This window comes from Polaromonas sp. 39-63-25 (genome assembly GCF_002278925.1).
Taxonomy (GTDB): Bacteria; Pseudomonadota; Gammaproteobacteria; order Burkholderiales; family Burkholderiaceae_C; genus Polaromonas.
In genome coordinates, this window is the sequence record NZ_NCJH01000015.1 from 118,235 (window position 1) to 132,634 (window position 14,400).

Here is a 14,400-nt window from a genome sequence, read left to right on the forward strand (position 1 = left end):
CCGCCCATAAAAAAACCGCGCCGTAGCGCGGTTTTTTAAGCGATCCTTGAAGGATTACTTGTTGGCGCGGGTACCAACCACTTCGATTTCCACGCGACGGTTCTTCGCGCGGCCTTCGCTGGTCTTGTTGTCAGCAACTGGCTGTTTCTCGCCCTTGCCTTCGGTGTAGACGCGGTTTTTCTCGATGCCCTTGGACACCAGATAAGACTTGACAGACTCCGAGCGGCGAACCGACAGTTTCTGGTTGTAGGAATCACTACCCACTGCATCGGTGTGACCGACAGCAATGATGACTTCCAAGTTGATGCCCTTGATCTTGCCGACCAGGTCGTCAAGCTTGGCTTTGCCTTCAGGCTTGAGCACAGACTTGTCGAAGTCGAAGAACGCGTCAGCAGCGTAGGTGACCTTGGTCGCTGCAGGAGGAGCTACCGGCTTGGGAGCAGCTGGCTTGGCAGGAACTGCGGCGACGGGAGCCGAAGCAGGAGCTGCAGGAACGATAGCACCGTCGCAACCTGGAGCGGCAGTAGCCGGGGTCCAGTTGGAATCACGCCAGCAGTACTCGTTGGTGCCGTTTTTCCAGACCAGCTCATTGGTGCCGTTTTTCCAGTTGTCAATTGTTTGTGCACCAGCGGCGGTTGCAAGCGCTGCGGAAGCAAACAACATTGCCACTTTGTTGAGTTTCTTCATGGTTCTCCTCTAGAGAAAAGCCGCAGACTGGCTGCGATTGGATACACGCCGTAAGTGACCATCACTCAAAGCGTTACAGTTATTGTGCCATAGCTCATTGACCGTTCAAGCGCCCTATCGGCTTCGTCTGACAGAGATTCGAGAATCTTTGTTTTTTGTTGCGGACTTGCCACACCCCGATCGAACCCGGCACAGGCCTTAAAATCAGCAGGCTTATCTCCCTGCGCATTGCATTACCCTTTTCAGGCCTCTCATGACCCAGTTTGCCAAAGAAACCCTGCCCATCAGTCTTGAAGAGGAGATGCGGCGCAGCTACCTGGATTACGCGATGAGCGTGATCGTGGGTCGCGCCCTGCCCGATGCGCGCGATGGCCTCAAGCCGGTGCACCGACGCGTGCTGTTTGCGATGCATGAGCTCAACAACGACTGGAACCGGCCTTACAAGAAATCGGCCCGTATCGTCGGCGACGTGATCGGCAAGTACCACCCGCATGGCGACCAGTCAGTCTATGACGCGATTGTCCGCATGGCCCAGGACTTTTCCATGCGCCACATGCTGGTGGACGGCCAGGGCAACTTCGGCTCGGTGGACGGCGACAGCGCCGCGGCCATGCGTTACACCGAGGTGCGCCTGTCCAAGATCGCCCAGGAGATGCTGACCGACATCGACAAGGAAACCGTCGATTTCGGGCCCAACTACGACGGCAGCGAAAAGGAGCCGCTGGTTCTCCCCTCCCGCATTCCCAACCTGCTGATCAATGGCTCCGGCGGCATTGCCGTGGGCATGGCCACCAACATCCCGCCGCACAACATCAACGAGGTCGTTGATGCCTGCCTGCACCTGCTGAAGAACCCCCAGGCCAGCATCGACGAGCTGATGGAGATCATCCCCGCGCCCGACTTCCCCACCGCCGGCATCATTTATGGCATCAACGGGGTCAAGGACGGTTACCGCACCGGCCGCGGCAAGGTCGTCATGCGTGCGCGCTGCCACTTCGAGGACATCGACAAAGGCCAGCGCCAGTCCATCATCGTTGACGAGCTTCCCTACCAGGTCAACAAGAAGACGCTGCAGGAACGCATGGCCGAGCTGGTCCACGAGAAAAAAATCGAGGGCATCAGCCACATCCAGGACGAAAGCGACAAGTCCGGCATGCGCCTGGTCATCGAGCTCAAGCGCGGCGAAGTGCCCGAGGTGGTGCTGAACAACCTGTACAAGCAGACGCAGCTGCAGGACACCTTCGGCATCAACATGGTGGCGCTGGTCAACGGCCAACCCAAGCTGTGCAACCTGAAAGACCTGATCCAGGTGTTCCTGTCGCACCGCCGCGAGGTGGTCACGCGGCGCACGGTGTTCACGCTGCGCAAGGCGCGCGAGCGCGGCCATGTGCTCGAGGGCCTGGCCGTCGCGCTGGCCAACATCGACGATTTCATCGCGATCATCCGCAACGCGCCGACACCGCCGGTCGCCAAGGCCGAGCTGATGCTGCGTCCCTGGGACAGCAGCCTGGTACGCGAGATGCTGACACGCACCCGCGCGGACGGCGGCGTGGTCAACGCCGACGACTATCGCCCGGACGGGCTGGAGAAGGACTTCGGCATGGGCAGCGACGGCCTGTACCGCCTGTCCGAAACCCAGGCCCAGGAAATCCTGCAGATGCGCCTGCAGCGCCTGACCGGCCTGGAGCAGGACAAGATCGTTGCCGAGTACAAGGAGGTCATGGCGGAAATCGACGATCTGCTCGACATCCTGGCGCGTCCGGAACGTGTCTCGACCATCATCGGCGAAGAACTCGCTGTCATCCGCCAGGAGTTCGGCCAGTCCAAGCTGGGCCTGCGCCGCAGCCAGGTCGAGCACAGTTCGTTTGACCTGAGCACCGAAGACCTGATCACGCCGACGGACATGGTGGTGACGCTCTCGCACACCGGCTACATCAAGAGCCAGCCGCTTTCCGAATACCGGGCGCAAAAGCGCGGCGGCCGCGGCAAGCTCGCCACGGCCACCAAGGAAGACGACTGGGTCGACCAGCTCTTCATCGCCAACACGCACGACTACATCCTGTGTTTTTCCAACCGCGGCCGGCTTTACTGGCTCAAGGTGTGGGAAGTGCCGGCTGGCTCGCGTGGCTCGCGTGGCCGTCCCATCGTCAACATGTTCCCGCTGCAGGAAGGCGAAAAAATCACGGTGGTGCTGCCGCTGACCGGCGAAAAACGCAGCTTCCCTGCGGACCAGTATGTGTTCATGGCCACCAGCATGGGCACGGTCAAGAAAACCCCGCTCGAAGACTTCAGCAACCCGCGCAAGGCCGGCATCATTGCCGTGGACCTCGACGACGGCGACTACCTGATAGGCGCCGCACTCACCGATGGCAAGCACGATGTGATGCTGTTCTCGGACGGTGGCAAGGCGGTGCGTTTCGATGAAAACGACGTGCGTCCCATGGGCCGCAATGCCCGCGGCGTGCGCGGCATGACGCTCGACGACGGCCAGGGCGTGATCGCCATGCTGGTCGCGGAAGATGAAGAACAAAGCGTTCTGACGGCCACCCAGCACGGCTACGGCAAACGCACCTCCATCCAGGAATACACGCGCCACGGCCGTGGCACCAAAGGCATGATTGCCATCCAGCAAAGCGAGCGCAATGGCAAGGTGGTCGCAGCCACCCTGGTGCACGTGGACGACGAAATCATGCTGATCACCGACAAGGGTGTGCTGGTTCGTACCCGTGTCAGCGAAATCCGGGAGATGGGCCGCGCCACCCAGGGCGTCACGCTGATCGGCCTCGACGAAGGCTCCCAGCTCAGCGGCCTGCAGCGCATCGTGGAAAACGACGCCAGCCTGGACGACAATGAAACCGACACTGACACAGGCGCACCTGCCTCCAACCCGGAAACGAATTGATGAAAAAGCTGCTCACCACCCTCCTGATTGCTGGCTGCGCCTTCTCGGCCGCGAGTCAGGCCCAGACGACCGACCCCAAGCTCGAGTGGGCCACCCGGCTCGTCGCCCTGCAGCAGGGCCCCGACCTGGACAGCCTGGTCGAACAACTGGCCGGCAGCGCCACCCAGGACCTGATCTCCGGCTGGGAATCCAGGCTGGAAACCTCCGTTCCCAAAGCCAAGCAGGCCAAGGCCACCGAGGACCTCAACGCCGAGCTTGCCAAGTTCGCCGCAGATGCCAACAAGATCATCGGCAGCAAGGTCAGTCAGGCCAACAAGGATGCCCTGGTACCGGCCTACATGGACCGCTTTACCCTGGAAGAACTCAAGCAACTCACCGCTTTCTTCGACTCCCCTGCCGTAAAGAAATACAAGGCAACCACGCCCGATCTGGTCAATGTCTTCGTGAAACAACTGGTGGAGTCCTCCAGAACCGAGATCCAGGCCCGCGCCAAGCAGTTCAACGAAACCGCCACCAAAATCGTCGGCGCCGCACCCGCAGCGAAGCCTGCAGGCGCCGCCCCCGCGGCCAAACCCGCGAAGAAATGACGCGGGGCTGTTTCCCCAAGCCGGCGCGCCGTCGCCCAACCTTCCACCTGTGCGACGCCCTCCTGCCCGCCGGGCCTGAGACGCCTTATCCATGACCCAAAGTCTTCAGCAACTTCGCGTAAAAATCGATTCTGTCGACCAGCAACTGCTGGCGCTCCTGAACCAGCGTGCCTCGCTGGCCAACGAGGTCGGCGAGATCAAACGCCAGGACGGATCGCCGGTCTTCAGGCCGGAACGTGAGGCCCAGGTCATCCAGGGGCTGCAGGCGGCCAATCCCGGCCCGCTCAAAGGGGACAACATCGCCCACATCTGGCGCGAAGTCATGTCGGCCTGCCGCGCGCTCGAAGCACCCCAGCGCGTGGCCTACCTCGGCCCTGCTGGCACCTTCAGCGAGCAGGCAGCCGTGCTGTTTTTCGGCTCCAGCATCGAACACGTGCCCTGCGCCAGTTTTGACGAGGTGTTTCGCGCCGCGACGGCCGGCACCGCCCAGTTCGGGGTGGTGCCTGTGGAAAACAACACCGAAGGCGTGGTGACACGCACGCTGGACCTGTTCCTGAATTCACCCCTGCATGTGGTGGGCGAAACCAGCCTGCTGGTGCGCCACAACCTGCTGCGCCTGACGGCGTCGTTAGACGGCATCGAGGTCGTGCTGGCCCACGCACAGGCACTGGCGCAATGCCAGGGCTGGCTCGCCACGCATCTGCCCCATGCCGAGCGGCGCGCGGTCTCCAGCAATGCCGAAGGCGCCCGCCTGGCGGCCAGCAACCCCGCGTGGGCCGGTATCGCCAGCGAACGGGCGGGTGCCGAATTCGGCCTGCACATTGCGGCTCACGCGATCCAGGACGACGCGTTCAACCGCACCCGCTTTGCCGTGATCTGCCTGCCGCAGGTGCTGGGCGCGCCGCAGGCGTCGGGCAAGGACTGCGTCAGCCTGATCGTGTCGGTTCCGAACAAGCCAGGTGCTGTGCACGACATCCTGGTTCCCCTGAAAACCCATGGTGTGTCGATGACACGCTTCGAATCGCGCCCTGCCCGCTCGGGCCAGTGGGAGTATTTTTTCTACATCGACTTGCAGGGTCACCCTTCGCAACCCAACGTGGCAGCGGCCCTGAAAGACCTGCAGCAGCTCTGTGCGTTCTACAAAGTGCTGGGCACCTATCCGGTCAGCGACTGAAACCATGACGCAATTGCAAGTAACCACGGCCCCCCGACATGTTTGAACAACTGGGATTGATAGGCTGCGGCCTGATGGGTGGCTCCTTTGCGCTGGCGCTCAAACGCGCAGGTCTGGTCAAACGGGTGGTGGGTTACAGCAAGTCGCCGTCCACGACCGAGCGCGCGCGCCAGATGGGCGTGATCGACGTGGAAGCGCCTTCGGCATTGCTGGCGGTCTCCGGTGCTGACATCGTGCTGCTGGCCGTGCCTGTGTCCGCCACCGAGGCCACCTTCAAGGCCATCCGCCATCTCGTGACCCCGACAACGCTGATCATGGACGTCGGCTCCACCAAGCGCGATGTCGTGGACGCCGCGCGCCGGGTGCTGCGCGACCACCTCGGCTGTTTTGTGCCGGCCCATCCGATCACCGGCAAGGAAGTTTCTGGCGTCGAACATGCCGATGCGGACCTGTACACCGGAAAGCAGGTCATCCTGACGCCGATCGAACGCACCTTCACGGTTCAGCTTCAGAAAGCCGTGGATGTCTGGACGGCGCTGGGCTGCAACGTCGTCAAGATGTCGCCCCAGTCGCATGACGCCGCGTATGCCGCCGTCAGCCATCTGCCGCACCTGATCGCGTTTGCACTGATCAACAGCATCTCCGGCCAGGCCCAGGGCAAGGACTACCTGTCGCTGGCCGGCCCGGGGTTTCGCGACTTCACCCGCATTGCGGCGAGCGACCCCAAAATGTGGCGGGACATCCTGATTGCCAACCGGGAGGAGTTGCTGGAGCAGTCGAAGATTTTCCAGGCCACCCTGCATTCGCTTGAAAAGCTGATCAGCAGCGGCGACGGCGATGCACTGGAAGCAGGTATCGACCATGCCAGCCATACCCGCGCCAACTGGCGGATCACCCCCCCCAAAGCCCTCAAGTAGGCGCGGGGCCATGTTCGATACCGAGTTCCTGGACATTCCAGCATTGACGGGTGCCGGCGGTAGCGTGCGCCTGCCCGGCTCCAAAAGCATTTCCAACCGGGTCCTGCTGCTCGCGGCGCTGAGCGAAGGCCGCACCACGGTGCATGACCTGCTCGCTTCCGACGACACTGCCGTGATGCTGGCCGCGCTGCGCCAGCTCGGCTGCACGGTGGCACAAAGCGGCAACAGCGCCGTCATCGACGGCCTGGGCGGCCAGCTGGCGCAAAGGCAGGCCAAGCTCTATCTCGGCAACGCGGGCACCGCCATGCGACCGCTGACGGCGGCGCTGGCGCTGCTGGGTGGAGACTTTGAACTGTCGGGCGTGCCGCGCATGCATGAGCGTCCGATTGGCGACCTGGTCGATGCCCTGCGCGGCCTGGGTTGCGCCATTGACTATCTGGGCGAAAACGGTTTTCCGCCGCTGCGTATCCGTACCGGCCAGCTCTCACTGGATGCGCCCATCCGCGTGCGCGGCGACGTCTCCAGCCAGTTCCTGACCGCCCTGCTGCTGGCCCTGCCGCTGGTGGCCACACGCGCTATTCACATCGACGTGGTCGGCGAGCTGATCTCTCGCCCCTACATCGAGATCACGCTGAACCTGCTGGCGCGTTTCGGCATCGCCGTCCAGCGCGAGAGCTGGCGGCGTTTCACCATTCCGGCCGGCAGCCGCTACCGGTCGCCCGGCGAGATCCATGTCGAAGGGGACGCTTCATCCGCTAGCTATTTCATAGCGCTTGGCGCAATAGCAGCGGTGGCTTCAGGCCAAAATGGCATCGAAATTGTGGGGGTGGGTGCGGACTCCATCCAGGGCGACATCCGTTTTGTGGAAGCCGCGCGGATGATGGGCGCACACATAGCCAGCACACCCAATACCCTGCGTATCTCCCGCGGCGCCTGGCCGCTCAAGGCCATCACCCTGGACTGCAACCACATCCCCGATGCGGCAATGACGCTGGCCGTGATGGCGCTGTACGCGGACGGCACCACCACGCTGAGCAACATCGCCAGTTGGCGCGTCAAGGAAACCGACCGCATCGCCGCCATGGCCTGCGAGTTGCGCAAGCTGGGGGCCGGCGTGGAGGAAGGCGCCGACTACATCCGCATCACGCCGCCAATCCAGTGGCGCACCGCCCCCATCCACACCTACGACGATCACCGCGTGGCCATGTGTTTTTCGCTGGCGGCCTTCAACCCGGCGCGTCTGCCGGTGCGCATTCTGGACCCGAAATGTGTCGCCAAGACCTTTCCGGACTACTTCGAAGCCCTGTTTTCGGTGTCGGTGACCGAGCGCCGGCTGATCCCGGTGATCTGTGTCGATGGCCCCACCGCGTCGGGCAAAGGCACGCTGGCCGCCCTGGTGGCGCACCGTCTCGGCTACCACTACCTCGATTCCGGCGCCCTGTACCGCCTGACCGCGTTTGCCGCCGGCCGTGCCGGCGTGGCGCTCGATGACGAAGCCGGCGTCGCCGCCGTCGCGCGCACCCTGCCGGTGCGTTTTCAGGGCGAACAGGTGTTTCTGGGCCAGAAAGACGTGTCGGACGCCATCCGCAGCGAAGCCGCCGGCATGGCCGCCTCCCGGGTGTCGGTGCATCCCGCCGTGCGCGACGCCCTGACCGAGTTGCAGCGGGGCTTTCGGCAGTTGCCGGGGCTGGTGGCCGATGGGCGGGACATGGGCACCGTGATTTTCCCGGACGCCGCGCTGAAAATCTTCCTGACGGCGAGCGCCCGGCACCGGGCGGAACGACGCCATAAGCAATTGATTTCAAAGGGAATTCCGGCTACAATAGCCGCGATTGAGCAGGATTTGGAGGCAAGGGACGCGCGTGACATGTCACGGCAATCCGCCCCTTTGAAGCCTGCTGATGACGCTGTGCTACTGGACAACTCCGAGCTGTCGATTGAAGAATCGGTAGACCGGGTGTTGCAACTCTGGCAAGGCACCCGGCCCTTCTGACCCTCATACATTTTTGTAGGCACGCCAGTGCCTCGGTCGGCAGGATCACTAACTTAACCGCGGTCACCCGCACACAACCGCCGCAGTCAGCTCTAAAAACGATAGCAATGGTGCCGTCGGAAACCTGCTCTGTGGACTAGGAAAATCAATGTCTGAATCTTTTGCCGCCCTCTTTGAAGAATCGCTGAAACGCTCCGAAATGCGTACGGGCGAAGTCATTACCGCCGAGGTAGTGCGTATTGATCACAACCACGTGGTTGTGAATGCCGGACTCAAATCCGAGGCTTATGTCCCCCTCGAAGAATTCAAGAACGACCAGGGCGAACTCGAAGTCCAGGTCGGCGACTTTGTCTCCGTGGCCATCGACTCGGTCGAAAACGGTTACGGCGACACCCTGCTGTCCCGCGACAAGGCCAAGCGCCTGGCCTCGTGGATGAGCCTGGAAAAAGCCCTGGAATCCGGCGAATTCGTCACCGGCCAGACCAGCGGCAAGGTCAAGGGCGGCCTGACCGTCCTGGTCAACGGCATCCGTGCCTTCCTGCCCGGCTCGCTGATCGACACCCGCCCCGTCAAGGACTTGTCTCCGTACGAGAACAAGACCATGGAATTCAAGGTCATCAAGCTCGACCGCAAGCGCAACAACGTCGTGCTGTCACGCCGTGCGGTTGTAGAAGCGTCCATGGGCGAAGAACGCGCCAAGCTGATGGAAACCCTGAAAGAAGGCTCCGCCGTCAAGGGTATCGTCAAGAACATCACCGAATACGGTGCCTTCGTTGACCTGGGCGGCATCGACGGCCTGCTGCACATCACCGACATGGCATGGCGCCGTGTGCGTCACCCGAGCGAAGTGGTGACGGCTGGCCAGGAAATCGTGGCCAAGATCCTGAAGTTCGACACCGAGAAAAACCGCGTGTCCCTGGGTCTGAAGCAGATGGGCGACGACCCATGGATGGGCGTGAACCGCCGCTATCCGCAGAGCACCCGCCTGTTCGGCAAGATCACCAACATCGCCGACTACGGCGCGTTTGTGGAACTCGAGCCGGGCATCGAAGGCCTGGTCCACGTGTCCGAAATGGACTGGACCAACAAGAACGTGGCCCCGAGCAAGCTCGTCAACCTCGGCGACGAAGTCGAAGTCATGGTTCTGGAAATCGACGAGGACAAGCGCCGCATCAGCCTGGGCATGAAGCAGTGCAAGGCCAACCCGTGGCAGGAATTTGCCCAGGACACCAAGCGCGGCGACCGCGTCAAGGGCCCGATCAAGTCGATCACCGACTTCGGCGTCTTTGTGGGCCTGGCTGCCGGTATCGACGGCCTCGTGCACCTGTCCGACCTCTCGTGGAACGAACCCGGCGAAGCCGCCGTTCGCAACTACAAAAAGGGCCAGGAAGTCGAAGCCATCGTGCTGGCCGTTGACGTGGACCGCGAGCGTATCTCCCTGGGCATCAAGCAGCTCGATTCCGACCCGTTCACCACCTTCGTGTCGATCAACGACAAGGGTGCGGTTGTGACCGGCAAGGTCAAGACGGTTGACGCCAAGGGCGCCGAGATCGATCTGGGCGAAGACATCATCGGTTACCTGCGCGCCAGCGAAATCAGCCGTGACCGCGTCGAAGACGCACGCAACGTGCTGAAAGAAGGCGACGAAGTCTCCGCAGTCGTGGTGAACGTGGATCGCAAGACCCGCAACATCCAGCTGTCGGTCAAAGCCAAGGACAACGTTGACCAGCAGGAAGCCATGGCTTCCCTGAGCCAGCAGTCTTCGCGTGAAAGCGCCGGCCTGACCAACCTGGGCGCCCTGCTGCGCGCCAAGCTGGACAACAACGAGAAGTAAACCGGACCCCTGAGACATGGCGTGCCCGCTCCCCGGAACGGCACGCCATTTCTCTGTCCCCCCATTTTTATGACCCGAAGCGATCTTGTCGAGGAACTGGCTGCACGTTTCAGCCAGCTGACCCACCGCGATGCCGAATATGCCGTCAAGACGATTCTTGACGCCATGAGCGATGCACTGGTGCGTGGGCACCGCATAGAGATTCGTGGTTTTGGCAGTTTTTCGATCAACCGGCGTCCGCCGCGCATGGGCCGCAACCCGCGCTCTGGCGAAAGCGTTGCGATTCCGGAAAAACGTGTTCCCCATTTCAAGCCGGGCAAGGCCCTGCGCGAAGCGGTGGATACCCGGACCGAAGAAATGCTGGCCCCTCCGGCCAAATAACGGCGCCCTGCCTGGTGCTGGCTACAATTGCCGGACCACAAGGGGACCTGTAGTGAAATACCTCATGTGGCTGCTCAAGGCAGCCATTTTTTTTACGCTTTTTGCGTTCGCGCTGAACAACCAGCAAGCCGTTTCCGTGTATTTCTTTTTCGGTACGCTGTGGCAGGCGCCCCTGGTGCTGGTCGTGCTGGTCACGTTTGCCTGCGGGCTGGCCACCGGCATCCTGATGATGATGCCGCGCTGGTGGAAAAAACGCAAAAACGTGCGCGCCAGCCAGCAGAGCCAACTCGGCGAGAACCCCTCCACCATGCACCATGGACTTTGATTTCACCTGGGTTCTGCTCGGGTTTCCGATTGCCTTCACGCTGGGCTGGCTGGCCTCCCGCCTCGATCTGAGGCAGATGCGCATCGAAAACCGGCAGGCGCCTAAAGCTTACTTCCGCGGTCTCAATTTCCTGCTCAACGAACAGCAGGACCAGGCGATTGACGCCTTTATTGAAGCCGTCCAGAACGACCCCGACACCTCCGAGCTGCACTTCGCACTGGGCAACCTGTTTCGCCGCCGTGGCGAATACGAGCGGGCCGTGCGTGTACACGAGCACCTGATGTCGCGCGGCGACCTGACCCAGACCGAGCGCGACCGTGCGCAGCACGCGCTGGCACTGGATTTCCTCAAGGCCGGCCTGCTGGACCGCGCGGAGGTGGCGCTGCGAAAGCTCGAAGGCACGACTTATGAAGAAGAAGCCAGGCTGGCTCTGCTGTCGATTTATGAACGCTCGCGCGACTGGACACACGCCACCGATATCGCCGCCAAGCTCGACAGCGCCAGCCACGGCAGCTTCAGCGCCCGGCAGGCCCACTACCTGTGCGAACAGGCGGTGTCGGCGGCAGCTTCCGGCGATACCGGCCAGGCGCTCGACAGCCTGCAACAGGCGGCCGTCATGGCGCCGGCCTCACCGCGCCCGCTGATCGACCTGGCCAAGCTCCAGACCCAGCTGGGTCAACATGCGGATGCGTTTGCAACCCTGCGCCAGCTGGAGCGAACCGCCCCCCAGGCCTTGCCGCTGGCAGCCGGCCTGCTCGTCAACATTGCACAGCAAAGCGGCCAGCAAGCGGCCGCGCTGGACCTGCTGAAGGCCAACTATGCCCAGCTGCCGTCGATTGACGTGATCGAGGCCATCGTCAAACTCGATACAGAGTCCGCCGATCCGCGCCAATGGTACGGCCGGCACCTCGAGCGAGAAGCCTCGCTGGTGGCAGCGGCCAAATGGATTGCCGGTGAAAAACTGGGCAGCGAGCACGAACACAGCATGGTGCAGCGCGCGCTCGACCAGGCCACCAAGCCCCTGATGCGTTACCGCTGCGCCGCCTGCGGTTTCGAAGCGACGCAGCACTTCTGGCACTGCCCCGGCTGCCAGGCCTGGGACAGCTACCCTGCCCGGCGCATCGAAGAGTTATGAACACCCCCGTGGCTGCGCTTCGCTTGCCTTCCCCCTTGCAGGGGGCGGACACCAGCGGCCCGGCAAAGCCGGTTCCGCGGCGTCCGCTTGAATAAGATTCTCTCAACATGACCACATCTTTAACTCTGTCCCGCGAACAGCTAGCCAAGGCCCGCGTGCTGGTGGTCGGCGACGCCATGCTGGACCGCTACTGGTACGGGGCGGTAGACCGCATCTCGCCGGAAGCGCCTGTGCCGGTGGTGCGTGTCACGCGCCAGGAAGAACGCATGGGCGGCGCGGCCAACGTGGCCTATAACATCGTGACTGTGGGCGCGCGCGCCTCGCTGCTGAGCGTGGTCGGCGACGACGAGGCCAGCCACCAGCTCGAGGCCCTGGTGGCCGGCTCGGGCATCACGCCCTGCTTCGGCCGCGACCCGCAGCTCAAGACCACGGTCAAGCTGCGCGTGATCGGCCGCCAGCAGCAGCTGTTGCGCCTGGATTTTGAAAACACGCCCGAAAACGAGGTGCTGGCCTCGCAGTCGGCCGAGTTCGAAAAACTGCTGCCGGCGCATGACACGGTGCTGTTTTCCGACTACGGCAAAGGTGGTCTGGCGCACATCGGCCTGATGATTGCGCAGGCCCGCGCCGCCGGCAAGGTGGTGCTGGTCGACCCCAAGGGCTCGGACTATTCGCGTTACCAGAACGCCACGGCCATCACCCCGAACCGCGCCGAACTCGAGCAGGTCATCGGCCCCTGGCAGGATGAAGCCGACCTGCAGCGCAAGGCGCAGAACCTGCGCGAGGTCCTCAAGCTGCAGGCCCTGCTGCTGACGCGCAGTGAAGAAGGCATGACGCTGTTCGACGCCCAAGGCCAGCTGCATGTGCCGGCACTGGCGCGCGAGGTTTTCGACGTGACCGGGGCCGGCGACACCGTGATCGGCACCCTGGCCGCGATGGCTGCCGCCGGCCTGAGCCTGCGCGACGCCGTCCCGGTGGCCAACCGCGCCGGCGGCATCGTGGTCGGCAAATTCGGCACGGCGACGGTCAGCTACGGCGAGCTGTTTGCCGCGCCCTGAACACAAGGAACAAACATGAAAATCGTCGTCACGGGTGCCGCAGGTTTTATCGGCTCCAACCTCATCAAGGGACTCAATGCCCGCGGCATCGACAACATCATTGCCGTCGATGACCTGACCGACGGCGACAAGTTCCGCAACCTGGCCGACCTGCAGATCGCCGACTACATCGACGCCGACGATTTCTACGAACTGTTTGCCGAATCCGCCTTTGGCAACGTCGAGGCGGTTTTCCACGAGGGTGCCTGCAGCGACACCATGGAGAGCGACGGCAAGTACATGATGGACAACAACTACGCGCTGTCCTGCGACTTGTTTGCCGCCTGCCAGGAACAGCGCACCCGGCTGCTCTACGCCTCCTCGGCCGCGACCTACGGTGGGTCGGACACCTTCCGTGAGTCACCCGAGTTCGAGAAGCCGCTCAATGTCTACGGCTACTCCAAGCTGCTGTTCGACCAGCGGCTGCGGCGCGAACTGGGAACCGGTTTTTCCGGCACGGCCACCCAGGTCGCCGGCTTTCGCTATTTCAATGTGTACGGCCCGCGTGAGCAGCACAAGGGGCGCATGGCCAGTGTCGCCTTTCACCAGTTCAACCAGTTCCGCGCCGAAGGCAAGGTCAAGCTGTTCGGCGAGTACGGCGGTTACGGCCGTGGCGGGCAGATGCGCGACTTCGTGTTCATCGACGACATCGTGGCCGTCAATCTCTGGTTTTTCGACAACCCCGGAAAGTCCGGCATTTTCAACCTCGGCACTGGCCGTGCCCAGCCCTTCAACGATGTGGCGCTGGCCGTCGTCAACACCCTGCGCCAGCAGCAGGGCGATGCGCCGCTGACGCTGGAAGAAGCCGCGCACGGCAGCCTGATCGACTACATCGATTTCCCCGTCGCGCTGGTCGGCAAGTACCAGAGCTACACCCAAGCCGATCTGACGGCCCTGCGAGCGGCCGGCTGCGACCATGTGTTTGCCGATGTGCAGACCGGCGTGGCGGCCTACATGCGCGCCTTGACCCAAGGCGAAGCCGCAAAAGCCTGACCGGCCCGCGACCAGCGCCCGTCAGCGGGCGGGCGCCGGTGCGGCGGCGTCTGCCGTCGAAGCAGCATCGCCCCGCAGCTCGGGAAAACGGTAATACAGGGTGTTGAGGTAACGCGCCACGTCGGTCACGTCCTCCTCCCGCCAGCCCAGCCCCGAGGTTTTCTGCCAGCGTTCGACTTCGGCCTTGAGGCTGGCCCAGTTGTTGGCCGCCTTTTTGTCGCGCCAGTGAAGCTGGGCGTTGTGACAGCCGATGCAATGGGTCGAATACAGCAGTTCGCCGCGCAGGGCATCGGTTTTGGTCCGGGCAAGCACAGGCCCGGCAAGGCCCCAGAGAACGACCACAAGAAAAACAAGCCACTTCTCAACCATCATGAGGCT

General features: G+C 62.9%; 13 protein-coding genes. 11 read left to right on the plus strand and 2 right to left on the minus strand.

The features are described from left to right. Nucleotides 1-54: 54 nt before the first annotated feature. The gene (gene ompA, locus B7X65_RS17465; protein WP_293595570.1) at nt 55-687 is read right to left on the minus strand and encodes an outer membrane protein OmpA; all 633 of its coding nucleotides are present in this window, start codon (nt 685-687) and stop codon (nt 55-57) included. 253 nt (nt 688-940) lie between these two features. Here ompA and gyrA point away from each other — a divergent pair, with 253 nt between their 5' ends. The 11 genes from gyrA to rfaD all read left to right on the plus strand — a co-directional run bounded on the left by gyrA (nt 941) and on the right by rfaD (nt 14,022). Beyond that, on the plus strand, nt 941-3,589 hold the full coding sequence (gene gyrA, locus B7X65_RS17470) for a DNA gyrase subunit A (protein WP_293595571.1): 2,649 nt from the start codon (nt 941-943) through the stop codon (nt 3,587-3,589). Next, the gene (locus B7X65_RS17475; RefSeq protein ID WP_293595572.1) at nt 3,589-4,176 is read left to right on the plus strand and encodes a DUF2059 domain-containing protein; all 588 of its coding nucleotides are present in this window, start codon (nt 3,589-3,591) and stop codon (nt 4,174-4,176) included. Before gyrA ends, B7X65_RS17475 begins: the two co-directional genes overlap by 1 nt. Nucleotides 4,177-4,267: 91 nt before the next feature. Next, a complete protein-coding gene (gene pheA / locus B7X65_RS17480; protein WP_293595573.1) occupies nt 4,268-5,350 on the plus strand; it encodes a prephenate dehydratase in 1,083 nt (360 codons plus the stop codon). A 38-nt stretch (nt 5,351-5,388) separates the two neighbouring features. Continuing rightward, the gene (locus B7X65_RS17485) at nt 5,389-6,267 is read left to right on the plus strand and encodes a prephenate dehydrogenase/arogenate dehydrogenase family protein (RefSeq protein WP_293595574.1); all 879 of its coding nucleotides are present in this window, start codon (nt 5,389-5,391) and stop codon (nt 6,265-6,267) included. 10 nt (nt 6,268-6,277) lie between these two features. Beyond that, nucleotides 6,278-8,260 (plus strand): bifunctional 3-phosphoshikimate 1-carboxyvinyltransferase/cytidylate kinase, encoded by a 1,983-nt coding sequence (locus B7X65_RS17490; protein ID WP_293595575.1) that lies wholly within the window; start codon nt 6,278-6,280, stop codon nt 8,258-8,260. 148 nt (nt 8,261-8,408) lie between these two features. Further along, nucleotides 8,409-10,094 carry a 30S ribosomal protein S1 gene (gene rpsA, locus B7X65_RS17495; protein WP_096697422.1) on the plus strand — a complete coding sequence of 562 codons (1,686 nt, stop codon included), beginning with the start codon at nt 8,409-8,411 and terminating at the stop codon, nt 10,092-10,094. A gap of 69 nt (nt 10,095-10,163) precedes the next feature. Next, nucleotides 10,164-10,475 carry an integration host factor subunit beta gene (locus B7X65_RS17500; RefSeq protein ID WP_077595754.1) on the plus strand — a complete coding sequence of 104 codons (312 nt, stop codon included), beginning with the start codon at nt 10,164-10,166 and terminating at the stop codon, nt 10,473-10,475. Between the two features lie 52 nt (nt 10,476-10,527). Further along, nucleotides 10,528-10,800, plus strand: coding sequence for a lipopolysaccharide assembly LapA domain-containing protein (locus B7X65_RS17505; RefSeq protein ID WP_293595576.1), 273 nt, complete (start codon nt 10,528-10,530; stop codon nt 10,798-10,800). Beyond that, entirely contained in the window at nt 10,790-11,935 is a 1,146-nt protein-coding gene (gene lapB, locus B7X65_RS17510; RefSeq protein WP_293595577.1) for a lipopolysaccharide assembly protein LapB, read from the plus strand. Before B7X65_RS17505 ends, lapB begins: the two co-directional genes overlap by 11 nt. Nucleotides 11,936-12,042: 107 nt before the next feature. Beyond that, the gene (gene rfaE1 / locus B7X65_RS17515; RefSeq protein ID WP_293595578.1) at nt 12,043-12,990 is read left to right on the plus strand and encodes a D-glycero-beta-D-manno-heptose-7-phosphate kinase; all 948 of its coding nucleotides are present in this window, start codon (nt 12,043-12,045) and stop codon (nt 12,988-12,990) included. 15 nt (nt 12,991-13,005) lie between these two features. Further along, nucleotides 13,006-14,022, plus strand: a complete 1,017-nt coding sequence (gene rfaD / locus B7X65_RS17520; protein WP_293595579.1) for an ADP-glyceromanno-heptose 6-epimerase — start codon at nt 13,006-13,008, stop codon at nt 14,020-14,022. Between the two features lie 21 nt (nt 14,023-14,043). Here the strand turns inward: rfaD and B7X65_RS17525 are convergent, their stop codons facing one another. Continuing rightward, complete coding sequence (locus B7X65_RS17525) at nt 14,044-14,394, minus strand: cytochrome C (protein ID WP_293595580.1); 351 nt, start codon at nt 14,392-14,394, stop codon at nt 14,044-14,046. Nucleotides 14,395-14,400 lie beyond the last annotated feature (6 nt).

Bases quoted from the DNA above. Each gene is read 5' to 3' on its own strand.
- ompA (WP_293595570.1), bottom strand. From the start codon at position 687: ATGAAGAAACTCAACAAAGTGGCAATGTTGTTTGCTTCCGCAGCGCTT.
- gyrA (WP_293595571.1), top strand. From the start codon at position 941: ATGACCCAGTTTGCCAAAGAAACCCTGCCCATCAGTCTTGAAGAGGAG.
- B7X65_RS17475 (WP_293595572.1), top strand. From the start codon at position 3,589: ATGAAAAAGCTGCTCACCACCCTCCTGATTGCTGGCTGCGCCTTCTCG.
- pheA (WP_293595573.1), top strand. From the start codon at position 4,268: ATGACCCAAAGTCTTCAGCAACTTCGCGTAAAAATCGATTCTGTCGAC.
- B7X65_RS17485 (WP_293595574.1), top strand. From the start codon at position 5,389: ATGTTTGAACAACTGGGATTGATAGGCTGCGGCCTGATGGGTGGCTCC.
- B7X65_RS17490 (WP_293595575.1), top strand. From the start codon at position 6,278: ATGTTCGATACCGAGTTCCTGGACATTCCAGCATTGACGGGTGCCGGC.
- rpsA (WP_096697422.1), top strand. From the start codon at position 8,409: ATGTCTGAATCTTTTGCCGCCCTCTTTGAAGAATCGCTGAAACGCTCC.
- B7X65_RS17500 (WP_077595754.1), top strand. From the start codon at position 10,164: ATGACCCGAAGCGATCTTGTCGAGGAACTGGCTGCACGTTTCAGCCAG.
- lapB (WP_293595577.1), top strand. From the start codon at position 10,790: ATGGACTTTGATTTCACCTGGGTTCTGCTCGGGTTTCCGATTGCCTTC.
- rfaE1 (WP_293595578.1), top strand. From the start codon at position 12,043: ATGACCACATCTTTAACTCTGTCCCGCGAACAGCTAGCCAAGGCCCGC.
- rfaD (WP_293595579.1), top strand. From the start codon at position 13,006: ATGAAAATCGTCGTCACGGGTGCCGCAGGTTTTATCGGCTCCAACCTC.
- B7X65_RS17525 (WP_293595580.1), bottom strand. From the start codon at position 14,394: ATGATGGTTGAGAAGTGGCTTGTTTTTCTTGTGGTCGTTCTCTGGGGC.